The following is an 11,901-nucleotide window of genomic DNA, read 5'->3' as shown; positions in this document are numbered from 1 at the left end:
AGCCTTGGTGCGACGCTGTTTTGCCGTGTCGCTCATCTGTGCTGCCTATGGTTTCAGGCCTCGTCGCAGTCGCACATTGTTGATGGGCTGACGCGTTTGACCGGCGCTTAGATCGCAACGGGCAATTGCTCTTCGACGTCCTGCGTGGACAGGGGGCGCGTGGTGCGGCCAATTTCTTGGCCATTGCGCAGCACCACCAGCGTGGGCCAGAGCTTGACTTTGAAGTGGCGGCCAAGCTTGCGGCCGGGGCCGTCTTCGATTTTGATGTGCGTGATGTCGCGGCGCTCTTGCAGGGCTTCGCGCAAGAAGGGCTGGGCGCCTTGGCAGTGGGGGCACCAGTCCACGCCGAACTCCACAGCCACGGTGCCGGGCAGATCGGCCAAGTCTTCGGGTGATGGGGCTGGGTCGGTAAAAGCAGTTGCAAAAGCCATGGAGTCTCCTTGTGGGTTGTAGTGGGTAGCCGGGCGGTGCATGGTCTGCGGATGGGGCAATAGCGTCAATCCGCAGTGTTAGGCATTTTGTAGCGCTATCAACTCTTGCAGGGTATTGGCATTGGCAAAGGCTTGCACGTTGTCGCCGGGGGCATCAAAGGTGCACAGCGCTTGGGGGTGTTGGGCCGTCCACGCATCAATCTTGCGCCCACCTGCGGCTACAAAGGCTTGCAGGCTGGGTAGCACGCTACGGTGCAGCAAGGCAAACACGGGCTGGGGGCGGACCTGCAGCGTGCCATCGCGGCCAACTTCAGGCCCTGCTGCCAGCACGATGGTGGCGCTGGCTTGCTGGGCTGCAGCGGTCATGCGCTGGGCCAGATCCAGCGGAAAACAGGGGCTGTCGCACGGCACGGTCAGCAGCCATTCAGTGGTGCAGTGGCTCAGCCCGGTGAGAAAGCCTGCCAGTGGGCCGGCATAGTCTGGCAGCACATCAGGGTGCACTGGCGCACCAAAGCCTTGGTAGGTGTCTAAGCTGCGGTTGGCGTTGAGCATGCATTCGCCCACTTGCGGTTGCAAGCGCTGTAGCGCGTGCAAAGCCAGAGGCTGGCCTTTGAAAGGTTGCAGGCCTTTGTCGACACCGCCCATGCGGCTGCCGCGTCCACCGGCCAGGATGAGGCCGGTGATGTCTTGCGAAGAAATCATGCTTTTGTGTGCCACGTTGCTTGTAAAAAAGCCAAAGTATGGTGCCAGTAGCCAAGACTTAGCCGCCGATGTAGCTCATTTCTACACGTTTGCGGCCTTGGGCGGCTTCCGGTGGTAGATGGGCGCGCAGCTCGGAGTAGCGGTCATTGCGCTGCCCCCAGATATGGCCCAGCGCATTGCTGATGGTGGCGTCGTCGCTGCCGCCGCGCAGCAGCTCGCGCAAATCCCAGCCTTTATCGGCAAACAGGCACAGGTACATGCGGCCTTCGGTGGACAGGCGGGCGCGGTTGCAGTCTCCGCAAAAAGCCTGGGTCACGCTGCTGATGACGCCAATTTCGCCCAGTTGGGGATCGTGCTGGCCGTGGGCATCTGCATAGCCCCAGCGCTTGGCGGTTTCGCCGGGTGCAGTGGGGTCGAGCTGTACCAAGGGCATGTCGGCGTTGATAAGATTTACAACGTCTGCGGAAGGTAGTACCTCGTCCATGCACCAGCCGTTGGTAGCGCCCACGTCCATGTATTCAATAAAACGCAGCGTTACGCCGGTGCCGCGAAAGTGGCGCGCCATCGGCAAAATCTGCGACACGTTGGTGCTGCGCTTGACCACCATGTTGACCTTGATGTCTTGCAGGCCGGCTTCGCGGGCGGCTTCAATCCCATCCAGCACATCGGCGACGGGGAAGTCCACGTCGTTCATGCTGCGGAAGGTGGCGTCATCCAAGCCATCCAGGCTCACGGTCACGCGTTTGAGGCCTGCATCTTTGAGCAACTGGGCCTTGCGGCGCAGCAAAGAGCCGTTGGTGGTCAACGTGATATCCAGCGCATCGCCTTCGGGGGTGCGCAGCGCGGACAGCTGGGCAATCAACTGCTCCAGCCCTTTACGCAGCAGCGGCTCGCCGCCGGTGAGGCGGAATTTGCGCACGCCATGTGCGGTGAAGATGCGTGCCAGGCGCGTGATTTCTTCAAAGGTCAGCAGCGCCTTGTGCGGCAGGTAGGGATAGTCTTTGTCGAAGACGTCCTTGGGCATGCAGTAGGCACAGCGGAAATTGCAGCGGTCGGTCACGCTGATGCGCAGATCACGCAGCGGGCGCGCGCGCTGATCCAGCAATTGCCCGGAGGGGGCAATGTGCGGGGCATTCAAAGGGGCTTGGAGAAGTCCATACCTTTGCTCAACCAAAGGAATCACGCGATCAACCATATGCTGCAGATTGTGCCGCAAGGCTGTCAGTCGTGTTGGCCACAGGGTTTGCGCAGACTAGACTTTTTCTGCCTGCACGGGCGGCTGTGCAGCGCTTTTGCCTTCGGGAAAAATCCAGCCTACAAATTGCGGGTGATATTGGGCGACCGCAGGGCCGTTGAAGCTCCAGCCTGTACAGCGCCCCAGGTAGGCTGGAGGCTGGTCGGGTGCAGTATTAAAGGCCGACACAATGCTTTGAAAGGCGGCGGTGGCCATGTTTTGCAGCAACTCCCGCATATGGGTGCACCCGGCCACGCCTGCCAGGTTGGCATCGATGGATTTGCGCCAGCCACGCGCCATGCTGCAACCCACCATGCGCTGCATGGCGTCCAGGGCGGCGGGGCAGCCTTGTACCGGGTGGGCTTCCATCGACGCCTCGATGGCTTGCACCACCAGCTGGGTGTTGACAGTGACGCGGATGTGCATGTGGTGGATGGGGTCGCCCGCCTTGCGAATGCCTTCGCCGTTGGGGCGGGGCAGGTCAATGGCTTTGGTGTCCAGCAATTCGCCCTCGATGTCCCACAAGCCATCTGCACGTTCATAGCTGCGGAAATTGACCTGTCGGATGTGCTGGGGGGTGCGTGCCACCGTGGGGGTAGAAAGAGGCATTTTCTGTAATTTATATAGCTGCTAGCGCTTATCTATCAAGCGTTAGATGGCAATTTGACTGTGCATACAAGCCCAAGGCTTGAAATAACGGCATTCTGATGGCGGTCAAGCGCCATGTCAGTCACCCAAGCTACGTAAATTTGCATGAAATACGTGTTTTATTTAGGACTGATAAGCGCTGGTAGCTATCAAATATGGATGGTATTTGCCCTATGGACAGGGGCTGGTGCGGCGTTGACCATGGCAGGGTTTGGATCGTGGTTCGGAGACCGTCATGAAAACCTTGGTGGATCAACTCTCGCAATACGCGGACTATCACCGCGATGGACGCAACATCCTCACCCACTTTGTGGGCGTGCCCATGATTTTGTGGGCCGTGGTGATTTTGCTGTCGCGCCCGGCGTGGGTGCTGGAGGGCAGTGGTTTGGTGCTCAGCCCCGCAGTGCTGGCCGCGTTGGCGGCCTCGGTGTACTACGTGCTGCTGGATACGCGCTATGGCATCAGCTTGGCCATGGTGCTGGCGCTGATGCTGGCAGCCGGAGCCTGGCTGGCACAGCAGACGCTGTCGCTCTGGCTGGGCACAGGCGTAGGCCTGTTTGTGGTGGGCTGGATCATTCAGTTTGTTGGCCATTACTGGGAAGGGCGCAAACCCGCGTTCATGGATGACATTGTGGGCTTGCTGATTGGCCCGTTGTTTGTGCTGGCGGAAATGGGGTTTGCGCTGGGTTGGCGCAAAGAGGTGCAGCATGCGATTGAATTGCGCTCGGGGCCTGTGCGCCACACCCAGCAGGCCTTGCTGTAGTTGTCTGCTGCGCGGATATTCGAGGGTTTTGAAAGAAGCAAGCAAGGGCATGCATCTAAAATCAGCAAGTTTTCCCCGACTTGGGGAAGTTTTGTTTCATAACCTGACCAAGCATCATGTCCTTCGAAAAACTGACTCCCGGCAAGAATGCCCCTGAAACTTTCAATGTAGTGATCGAAATTGCTGCCAATTCCGATCCTGTCAAGTACGAAGTGGATAAGGAAACAGGCTGTGTGTTTGTGGACCGTTTCATGGGTACCGCCATGCACTATCCCGTGAACTACGGCTATGTGCCCCAAACGCTGGCAGGCGACGGCGACCCTGTGGACGTGCTGGTCATGACCCCCTTCCCGCTGCCTAGCGGTGTGGTGGTGCCTTGCCGCGCGATTGGCATTTTGCTGATGGAAGACGACGGTGGCGTGGACGGCAAGGTGCTGGCAGTACCCACCAAGAAGATCTTGCCTGCTTACGACAAGATCGAAACCTTGGCCGATGTGCACGAGCTGACGCTGAACCAGATCCAGCACTTCTTCGAGCACTACAAGGATCTGGAAAAGGGCAAGTGGGTGAAGATCCAAGGCTGGAAGGGCGTGGACGAAGCCAAAAAGGAAATCACGGACGGCATCGCCAACTACAACAAAGCCTAAGAGGCGTGCAGGCAAGCCTGCATTTCTTGAGACTTTTACCTCAAATACTGTAAATTTTTGTTAATGTGCGGACTCCAGTGCGGGGTCTGCACATTTTTTTTGCCCGGCCCCGCCAGACTTTCTTGGAGACGAAATGGTTTTGGCGAATATGCGCATGGCTGCAAAGTTGGGCTTGGGATTTGCGCTGGTTAGCTTTCTTACGTTGGCCTTGGGCAGTATTTCTTTGTGGCAAATGCGTCAGATGAACGCAAGCACACAGGCGGTGACACAACACGCGATGCCCAGTGTGGTGGATGTGGGTAGCATGCGCTCGCTATGGAATAGCCTGCGCCGCGCAGAAGCCGGTGTCTTGAATGTGAACAGCGTGGCAGAGGTGGAAGGCTACACCACACAAATCACCAAAGTCTTGGAGCAAATTCAAGCGCATGAACGCAGCTTTGAATCGCGCGAGCGCACAGCAGCCGAAAAAGAGCTGATGGCGCGCTATGTGGAGTTGCGCAAGCAATTTCTGCAAGGGCAGCAAAACTTCCTCCAGCTGGCCCGTGAAAAAGACTATGCCGAGCCAGAAGGCGATTTGCTGCTGGGCGATGCGGTGACGAACTTCTATGTGGGCTCCGCAGAGCCGGTGTTTGTGCAACTGGTGGATGTCTTGGTGCGTTTGGATACCTTGATCCGCGAATACGCCGAGGCCGCTGAAAAAGATGCTGCGCACAGTTTCCAGTTTGCGACGATCTGGGTGCTGGCTGGCATGGCGCTGAGTGCACTCAGCGCCGCAGTTTTGGGCTGGTTAATTACCCGGTCTGTGACCGTGCCCGTGGGGCAGGCCGTGCGTGCAGCACGCAGTATTTCGCAAGGTGATCTGACGCAGCACATTCCCGCCAGCGGAGGCGACGAAATGGGCAAGCTGTTGCAAGAGCTCGCCGCCATGCGCAACAACCTGGAGGGGGTGGTCAGCCATGTGCGTAGCAATGCCGATGGTGTGTCCACGTCGAGTGAACAAATTGCCATGGGCAACGCAGACCTGTCGAGCCGCACGGAAGAGCAAGCCAGCGCGCTGCAGCAAACGGCAGCTTCCATGGAGCAGATGGCTGCTACGGTGCGCCACAACGCAGACAGCGCGGCGCAAGCGAATCAGCTGGCAATCAACGCCTCGCAGGTGGCGGTGCGCGGGGGCGAGGTGGTGGGGCAGGTGGTGACCACCATGAAAGACATCGACACCAGCAGCCAAAAAATTGCCGACATCATTGGGGTTATTGATGGGATCGCGTTTCAGACCAACATCTTGGCGCTGAATGCTGCGGTGGAAGCGGCACGTGCTGGCGAGCAAGGCCGGGGTTTTGCGGTGGTGGCCAGCGAGGTGAGGGCCTTGGCCGGCCGCAGTGCGGAGGCTGCGAAAGAAATCAAGCAACTGATTGGCGAAAGCGTGGAGCGCGTGGAGCAGGGAAGCCACTTGGTCGCACAGGCGGGGACTACGATGGAAGAGGTCGTTACGGCCATTCGCCATGTGTCTGACTTGGTGGGAGAGATCAGCGCCGCCAGCAAAGAGCAAAGCCAAGGCGTCGGCCAAGTCAGCGAAGCGATTGCGCAAATGGATCAGGCCACCCAGCAAAATGCCGCTTTGGTCGAGCAAAGCGCAGCCGCTGCGGAAGGCCTGCAACGCCAAGCCAAGGATTTGGTGCAGGCCGTATCGAGCTTTAAGGTCAAGCTTTCCTTGACCGCGGCGACTGCCGTGCGCCAGAAGACCGTGGCAGCAGCTTCTTTATCTGTTGCGCATGCTCCTGGCATGGTCACCAAGGATGGGGGCTACCCCGCACCGGCCTTGCGCACAACGCAAGTGTCTGCAGCCACGCATGAAGGCGCCGCTGCAAAGGAAGAGTGGGAGCGTTTTAACGGCCAGTGAGCGTGTGGGCGCTGTTTGCGCCGTATTGCTCAGCAATACGGCTTTTTTCATTCAAACCCATACGGGTGGCGGGAAGCAGAGGGAGCGATAATTGCTCCTTTGCGCTTGCTGTGTGGACGGACTCATACAGGAGCGGCTGTCAGCGTTTAGGCCTGTTGCCTCCTTTTTCATGACCACTTCTATCTGCATCGCTCAGCTCAACTTTGTCGTTGGTGATTTCAGCGGTAATGCCCAAAAGATCATTGAAGCTGCTAAGCAAGCGCATACACAAGGTGCATCGCTGCTGGTGACGCCGGAGCTGGCCCTGTGTGGTTATGCCGCAGAGGACTTGCTGCTGCGCCCTTCGTTTCAGCAAGCCAGTGATGAGGCGTTGCAGAGCATTATTGCTGCAACGGCGGATTTGCCAGGCTTGGCACTGCTGCTGGGGCATACGCAGGCGGTGCCGGGTACTTTGCACCGTCACAACACAGCAAGCTTGATTGCCAATGGCCGCATCGTGTCCAGGTATGTCAAACAGGCGCTGCCGAACTATGGGGTGTTTGATGAATTACGTTATTTCACGCCCCAGTCCCAGCCTTGCTTGGTGGATGTGAATGGCATTCGGGCGGGGGTATTGATTTGCGAAGATGCATGGCTGCCAGCACCTGCTTGGGCGGCAAAGCAGGCCGGCGCACAGATGCTGATTGTGTTGAATGCATCGCCGTACCACCTGGGCAAGCAGACCGAGCGTGAAGCGGTTTTGGCGCAGCGCGCTCTGGAGACCGGGTTGCCTGTGGTCTATGCGCACATGGTGGGCGGGCAAGATGAGTTGGTGTTTGATGGCAGCAGCTTTGCCTTGCATGCAGATGGCTCTGTAGTTGCACGCGCGCCATCCTTTGAGACGGCACTGGTCACTGTGGCAGCGCAGCAGGCGTCGGGCCAAGTGCAACTGTCTGGCTTGGTAGAGCCTGTGCAAGAGGACAACGCCTATCTCTGGCGTGCTTTGGTGCTAGCAGTGCGTGATTACGTCAGCAAGAATGGTTTTCCGGGTGCTTTGCTGGGTTTGTCCGGTGGGATTGATTCCGCATTGGTACTGGCAATCGCCGTAGATGCCTTGGGCCAAGACAAGGTGCGCACCGTGATGATGCCTTCACCCTACACGGCAGACATCAGCTGGAAAGACGCTGAAGAGATGGCGAGCCGCGTAGGGGTGCGCCATGATGTGATTGACATTGCTCCACAATTTGAAGCGTTTAAGGCAGCGCTGGCAAGCCATTTCCACGGTTTGAAAGAAGATACCACCGAGGAAAATTTGCAGGCGCGTATTCGCGGAACCTTGCTCATGGCCATGTCCAACAAGTTTGGCGCGATTGTGCTGACCACCGGCAACAAGAGCGAATTGGCGACGGGCTACTGCACTTTGTATGGTGATATGGCGGGTGGGTTTGCAGTGATCAAAGACGTGCTGAAAACACGGGTGTTTGATTTGGCACGCTGGCGCAATGCCAATGACCCGTTTGGTACGGGCTTGAATCCCATTCCTGAGCGCATCATCACGCGGCCACCCAGTGCGGAATTGCGTCCCGATCAAAAAGACGAGGACAGTTTGCCGCCTTACTCCGTACTGGACGACATGATTCGCCGATATGTGGAAAATGATGAACCTATTGAAACCATCGTGGCCGCAGGTCATGACCGCGACAATGTAGAGCGCGTGGTTCGCCTGATCCGAATCAATGAATACAAGCGCAGACAAGCCCCTGTGGGGCCCCGCCTCTCCACGCGTAGCTTTGGCAAGGATTGGCGTAGCCCCATCACAAACGGCTTTAGACGCTAAGCCCTGACTCAGTCGCAATTGACCAAGTTTTAAATTCCATTGGAGCCCTCACCATGAAAATGATCACTGCCATCATCAAGCCCTTCAAATTAGAGGAGGTGCGTGAAGCCTTGGCGGAATGTGGCGTAACGGGCTTAACAGTGACGGAGGTAAAGGGGTTTGGCCGGCAAAAAGGACATACGGAGCTGTACCGGGGGGCAGAGTATGTGGTGGACTTTTTGCCCAAAGTAAAGATCGAAGTGGTGGTGGCCACCGAAGATGCAGACCGTTGCGTCGACGCGATCGTGACTGCCGCTCGCACTGGCAAGATTGGTGACGGCAAGATTTTTGTCACGCCTGTCGAAAAAGTTGTGCGTATTCGCACAGGTGACTTGGACAATGCGGCCGTGTGAGGCTGCAGACCCTAAAAAAAGCGATTTTGAAGATCGCTTTTTTTATGGGTGAAGCATAGGGGTCAGAGTACTTCGCGCAAATTCTTGCTTTGGGGCGAAGTGCCAGCAGCTTCTACCAAGAACTCCAACAAGTCGGGAATGTGGTCGCTGGAGCGAATTAAATCCATCTGCCAAGCACCCATAAAACCGTTGGATACCGTGGACTCTAAAAAGCCAAGCAGCTGACTGTAGTAGTGCTCAATATTCAGCAAGCCAATCGGTTTGTCGTGATAGCCCAGCTGGCGCCAGGTCCATACCTCAAAGAGTTCCTCAAAGGTACCAATCCCGCCAGGCAGCGCCAAGAAGGCGTTGCTACGCTCTGCCATCATGGCTTTGCGCTCATGCATATTGCCCACAATATGCAGCTCGTCACAGGCTTGGTTGGCAACCTCTTTATCGACCAGGGCTTGGGGAATCACGCCTACAACGCGCCCGCCTGCAGCTTTGGTGGCTTCGGCAACGATGCCCATTAAGCCCGTACGTCCGCCGCCATACACCAACTGACCTCCTCGTTGGCCGATCCATGCGCCTACTGCACGAGCTGCCTGTGCATAGACTGGGAGTTCACCTGGGCGCGAGCCACAGTACACGCAGATGGAAAAGCTAGGTGTGGAAGACATAAGGTTGTTTTCGAGGTGGAGGAGGCTGCAGGCGCGTTAAGCGCCCTGATTTCCCTGGGCAGTATCGATAAGGCGTGTGCCTGCTAAGACATCATGAAAAAACTGGCGCTGCGGATGGAAGCGACTCAGCAATGCCCACACCGCCACCCACCCGAAAGTCAGTACGGCGACTTCGGCAATGGGCAGGTGGAAAGGTGCCGCCATAGCCAGCGGTGGTAGCAGCCACAGCCAAGCCAAGGCATAGCGGGCAAGTGCGCGAATGCGAGTTAAGGGGCGCCCGTGTGTGTCGACCACTTGAATGTGCCAAGTTTTCATCGCAAGGGTTTGCCCCTTGCTCCAAAACCACGCGAAATACATGCCAAGTACCACAAAAAGCATGGCTTGAAGGGTTCGAGGAGAGAGGGGGGTGCCAAACAATGCGCCTGCAGCGCCTAAGACAATCCCGCCCACAAACACCACGCCAAATAACAGCAGACTTTCATAAAGCCAGCAGGCCATGCGGCGGCGCAGGCTTGGGGCAGGCAAAGATGGGGAGAGGAGAGTAGACGGTTGCATGCCAACGAGTGAAGTAAGCGAGGTGCCAGAGCGCGGGAGGAGGTGGTTGATTGTGCCTGTGTGCGCACAGGGTGCCGCGAACGTGGGTGCTTTTCGCGGGCAGTTTAGTGCTGTGGCGCTGCAGGAAGTGGAGGTAGATCAACACGCGGCATGGACTGCGGAACGGAAATGGGCTGGCTGGATGCGGCAGGCGGAGGCTGCATCGGAGGCAGATGCACTGTTGGTGCTGCTTGGGGTGTTTCCACAGGAAGTGTTTCAACCACTGCTGGAGCGGGAGGCGTGGGCGCGTTCTCCTTTTTCGGAGCTTCGACTTTGGGTGCCGGTACGGCGAGCCTGCGCTTTGCTTTTTTTGCTGCTTTGGCTTTGCGCGCTTGTTCCGCAAGGCGCTTTCGCTCCGCCTCACTCAAGGCCTGATATTCGTCCCATTTTTCTTGTAGTTCTTTGGCTGACAAGCGCTTTGTGCTCTCAAAATTGATGCGTGCTTGGTTGCGCTGTTGGGCGCTCAGGCTGGCCCAGGTGTTCATGCGGCTGACGAGCTTGTTGCGCTCGGATTCATCCATTTTGGGGTAGCGGTCTGCCAGCACCAGCCAGCGGCGCTTGGTGAGGGCCCCCATGCTGTCCCACCGGTCGCGCAGCGGCATCAAAACCTGGCGTTGTGCTTCGGTAATCTCGCGCCAGATGGGGCTAGAAGAGCTGATACGCAGTTGGGGTGCGTGTGTGCTGCTGCTCAGCGATGCATGTTCGCTGCCACCTTCAACCGCCATATAGGCAGGAACCGCACTTGGAACCATGGCGACTTGGTTCATGCTCCAGAGGCCACCAGCAGCAAGACACAGCAACAAAACGCTCGCCACGCTCGGGGCGAAGATAGGCGAATGCGGTTTTGTTGGTGTATCGGCTGTCAAGGGCATGTATTGCCAAGTGTAAATCTGCACGCAACCTTGAAAAGGAAAACGTGCGCAGGAGTTTAGGGGGTATCGGAAACAGTGGTCTGAAGGTACTGTTGAAAGCCGGGGTCTGTATAGGCCGCGGGTGGCAGTTCGCTGGTCAGCAGGGCTGCATCCACCTCCGCAACGTCCAGGGTGGCGCGGCTGTCTTGCTCCACCCCAATGAATGCCAGGCCTGCGGCCAGTGCAACCAGAGGGAGTGCTGTGAGCAGGCGGCGCACCCACAGCGGCGTGGTGTCTTCATGGCCAGGGCCGCCCAGAGATAGTGTGCCTTCGGCATTGTTGCCACCAAACAAAGAGCTGGCTGTTTCGGCTTGGTGCGCGCGCAAAGGGGTGCTGCTGCGCTTGCGGGCGGACAAGGCTTGCATGCGTGCGGCGCGCAGGCGCTCGGTGACCACGTACGGCAACTCCGCACTCGTCATGGACAAGCGCGCAGTCAGCTTTCGGGCAAATTGCTCGGCCGCAAGTTCATTGTGGTGTGAAGGTGTGGTCATAACTCAATTCCTTTGGCTTTGAGCGCTTTGCTCAGCGATTGGATGGCTCTGAAGCAGTGTGTTTTGACACTGCCTTCGGAGCAACCCATGGCAGCAGCGGTCTCTGCAACATCCATGTCTTCCCAGTAACGCAGCAAGAAAGCTTCGCGTTGACGCGCTGGCAAAGATTGAATTTCTTTTTCAATACTTTGCAGCAGTTGAGAGCGTTGAGTTAGGGTTTCCGCGCTCTGCGCAGTCTCATGGGTGTCATCGGCTGCGTAAGTTTGCATCCAATCAAAATCGCCGTCTTCGTTGTCATCTCCATGTGCGATGTCGCTCATGGTGGTAAAGACGGCGTTGCGCGTTTTTTGGCGCCGAAACCAGTCCAGAGTGCAGTTGGACAAGATGCGGTGAAACAGCATGGGCAGCTCTGCTGCGGGCTTATCACCGTAGTGCTGGGCCAGTTTAAGCATGCTGTCTTGAACAATATCTAGCGCGGCCTCTTCGTCGCGGACGTGGTAAACCGAGCGCTTAAACGCACGTTTTTCCACGCCTTTGAGGAAGTCGGATAGCTCTTGTTCGGTGGCCAAGACAGGGGTGCTCAGTAAGTCGGAATCTAACGAATCTGCTTACCGTAATTAGTAAAAGCAGTGCGCAGCAAAGACATCCATTATCGCATCGCGTTGGCAAGCCGCCTAAAAAGCGTTAGCCAAACCGTATGTTGCAGTGCCATA

14 protein-coding genes are annotated in these 11,901 nt (G+C 57.5%); 5 read left to right on the top strand and 9 right to left on the bottom strand.

What is annotated here, in order from left to right; all coding sequences use genetic code 11:
• Nucleotides 1-107 precede the first annotated feature (107 nt).
• The 4 genes from QEP12_RS07945 to QEP12_RS07930 form a co-directional block, all read right to left on the bottom strand.
• Nucleotides 108-431, bottom strand: coding sequence for a thioredoxin family protein (locus QEP12_RS07945; RefSeq protein WP_174863344.1), 324 nt, complete (start codon nucleotides 429-431; stop codon nucleotides 108-110).
• A 78-nt stretch (nucleotides 432-509) separates the two neighbouring features.
• Nucleotides 510-1,133: a molybdenum cofactor guanylyltransferase MobA gene (mobA, locus tag QEP12_RS07940; protein ID WP_174863345.1), complete on the bottom strand. Its 624-nt coding sequence runs from the start codon at nucleotides 1,131-1,133 to the stop codon at nucleotides 510-512.
• Nucleotides 1,134-1,191: 58 nt separating this feature from the next.
• On the bottom strand, nucleotides 1,192-2,328 hold the full coding sequence (gene moaA, locus QEP12_RS07935) for a GTP 3',8-cyclase MoaA (protein WP_284213913.1): 1,137 nt from the start codon (nucleotides 2,326-2,328) through the stop codon (nucleotides 1,192-1,194).
• A 57-nt stretch (nucleotides 2,329-2,385) separates the two neighbouring features.
• On the bottom strand, nucleotides 2,386-2,976 hold the full coding sequence (locus tag QEP12_RS07930) for a DUF2889 domain-containing protein (RefSeq protein ID WP_174863346.1): 591 nt from the start codon (nucleotides 2,974-2,976) through the stop codon (nucleotides 2,386-2,388).
• Nucleotides 2,977-3,250: 274 nt separating this feature from the next.
• On the opposite strand from QEP12_RS07930, the gene QEP12_RS07925 reads away from it, so the two are divergent.
• From QEP12_RS07925 to QEP12_RS07905, 5 genes are all read left to right on the top strand, one after another.
• On the top strand, nucleotides 3,251-3,778 hold the full coding sequence (locus tag QEP12_RS07925; protein WP_284213912.1) for an Mpo1 family 2-hydroxy fatty acid dioxygenase: 528 nt from the start codon (nucleotides 3,251-3,253) through the stop codon (nucleotides 3,776-3,778).
• A gap of 116 nt (nucleotides 3,779-3,894) precedes the next feature.
• Complete coding sequence (ppa, locus tag QEP12_RS07920; RefSeq protein ID WP_219164221.1) at nucleotides 3,895-4,425, top strand: inorganic diphosphatase; 531 nt, start codon at nucleotides 3,895-3,897, stop codon at nucleotides 4,423-4,425.
• 133 nt (nucleotides 4,426-4,558) lie between these two features.
• Nucleotides 4,559-6,325: a methyl-accepting chemotaxis protein gene (locus QEP12_RS07915; protein WP_284213910.1), complete on the top strand. Its 1,767-nt coding sequence runs from the start codon at nucleotides 4,559-4,561 to the stop codon at nucleotides 6,323-6,325.
• Nucleotides 6,326-6,494: 169 nt separating this feature from the next.
• Nucleotides 6,495-8,141, top strand: a complete 1,647-nt coding sequence (locus tag QEP12_RS07910) for an NAD+ synthase (protein WP_174863350.1) — start codon at nucleotides 6,495-6,497, stop codon at nucleotides 8,139-8,141.
• A gap of 53 nt (nucleotides 8,142-8,194) precedes the next feature.
• Entirely contained in the window at nucleotides 8,195-8,533 is a 339-nt protein-coding gene (locus QEP12_RS07905; RefSeq protein ID WP_219164224.1) for a P-II family nitrogen regulator, read from the top strand.
• 62 nt (nucleotides 8,534-8,595) lie between these two features.
• On the opposite strand, the gene QEP12_RS07900 is transcribed toward QEP12_RS07905, so the two are convergent.
• The 5 genes from QEP12_RS07900 to QEP12_RS07880 form a co-directional block, all read right to left on the bottom strand.
• Nucleotides 8,596-9,192 (bottom strand): LOG family protein, encoded by a 597-nt coding sequence (locus QEP12_RS07900; RefSeq protein ID WP_174863351.1) that lies wholly within the window; start codon nucleotides 9,190-9,192, stop codon nucleotides 8,596-8,598.
• Nucleotides 9,193-9,228: 36 nt separating this feature from the next.
• Nucleotides 9,229-9,747 carry an RDD family protein gene (locus QEP12_RS07895; protein ID WP_284213909.1) on the bottom strand — a complete coding sequence of 173 codons (519 nt, stop codon included), beginning with the start codon at nucleotides 9,745-9,747 and terminating at the stop codon, nucleotides 9,229-9,231.
• A gap of 104 nt (nucleotides 9,748-9,851) precedes the next feature.
• On the bottom strand, nucleotides 9,852-10,553 hold the full coding sequence (locus QEP12_RS07890; protein WP_284213908.1) for a DUF3106 domain-containing protein: 702 nt from the start codon (nucleotides 10,551-10,553) through the stop codon (nucleotides 9,852-9,854).
• Nucleotides 10,554-10,714: 161 nt separating this feature from the next.
• Nucleotides 10,715-11,188 (bottom strand): DUF3619 family protein, encoded by a 474-nt coding sequence (locus tag QEP12_RS07885; protein WP_174863353.1) that lies wholly within the window; start codon nucleotides 11,186-11,188, stop codon nucleotides 10,715-10,717.
• Entirely contained in the window at nucleotides 11,185-11,757 is a 573-nt protein-coding gene (locus QEP12_RS07880; protein ID WP_174863354.1) for an RNA polymerase sigma factor, read from the bottom strand. The genes QEP12_RS07885 and QEP12_RS07880 overlap by 4 nt, the downstream gene beginning before the upstream one ends.
• Between the last annotated feature and the right edge of the window lie 144 nt (nucleotides 11,758-11,901).

The organism is Comamonas jiangduensis (assembly GCF_030162955.1).
GTDB classification, from domain to species: domain Bacteria; phylum Pseudomonadota; class Gammaproteobacteria; order Burkholderiales; family Burkholderiaceae_C; genus Comamonas; species Comamonas jiangduensis.
Note: the sequence above shows the minus strand (reverse complement) of the source record. Positions and strands in the feature narration are given on the sequence as shown.

Excerpts from the sequence above, each read along its gene's own strand:
- QEP12_RS07945 (WP_174863344.1), bottom strand. The coding sequence starts at position 431 with ATGGCTTTTGCAACTGCTTTTACCGACCCAGCCCCATCACCCGAAGAC.
- QEP12_RS07890 (WP_284213908.1), bottom strand. The coding sequence starts at position 10,553 with ATGAACCAAGTCGCCATGGTTCCAAGTGCGGTTCCTGCCTATATGGCG.
- QEP12_RS07895 (WP_284213909.1), bottom strand. The coding sequence starts at position 9,747 with ATGCAACCGTCTACTCTCCTCTCCCCATCTTTGCCTGCCCCAAGCCTG.
- QEP12_RS07930 (WP_174863346.1), bottom strand. The coding sequence starts at position 2,976 with ATGCCTCTTTCTACCCCCACGGTGGCACGCACCCCCCAGCACATCCGA.
- QEP12_RS07910 (WP_174863350.1), top strand. The coding sequence starts at position 6,495 with ATGACCACTTCTATCTGCATCGCTCAGCTCAACTTTGTCGTTGGTGAT.
- mobA (WP_174863345.1), bottom strand. The coding sequence starts at position 1,133 with ATGATTTCTTCGCAAGACATCACCGGCCTCATCCTGGCCGGTGGACGC.
- QEP12_RS07915 (WP_284213910.1), top strand. The coding sequence starts at position 4,559 with ATGGTTTTGGCGAATATGCGCATGGCTGCAAAGTTGGGCTTGGGATTT.
- QEP12_RS07925 (WP_284213912.1), top strand. The coding sequence starts at position 3,251 with ATGAAAACCTTGGTGGATCAACTCTCGCAATACGCGGACTATCACCGC.
- QEP12_RS07900 (WP_174863351.1), bottom strand. The coding sequence starts at position 9,192 with ATGTCTTCCACACCTAGCTTTTCCATCTGCGTGTACTGTGGCTCGCGC.
- QEP12_RS07905 (WP_219164224.1), top strand. The coding sequence starts at position 8,195 with ATGAAAATGATCACTGCCATCATCAAGCCCTTCAAATTAGAGGAGGTG.
- moaA (WP_284213913.1), bottom strand. The coding sequence starts at position 2,328 with ATGGTTGATCGCGTGATTCCTTTGGTTGAGCAAAGGTATGGACTTCTC.
- ppa (WP_219164221.1), top strand. The coding sequence starts at position 3,895 with ATGTCCTTCGAAAAACTGACTCCCGGCAAGAATGCCCCTGAAACTTTC.
- QEP12_RS07885 (WP_174863353.1), bottom strand. The coding sequence starts at position 11,188 with ATGACCACACCTTCACACCACAATGAACTTGCGGCCGAGCAATTTGCC.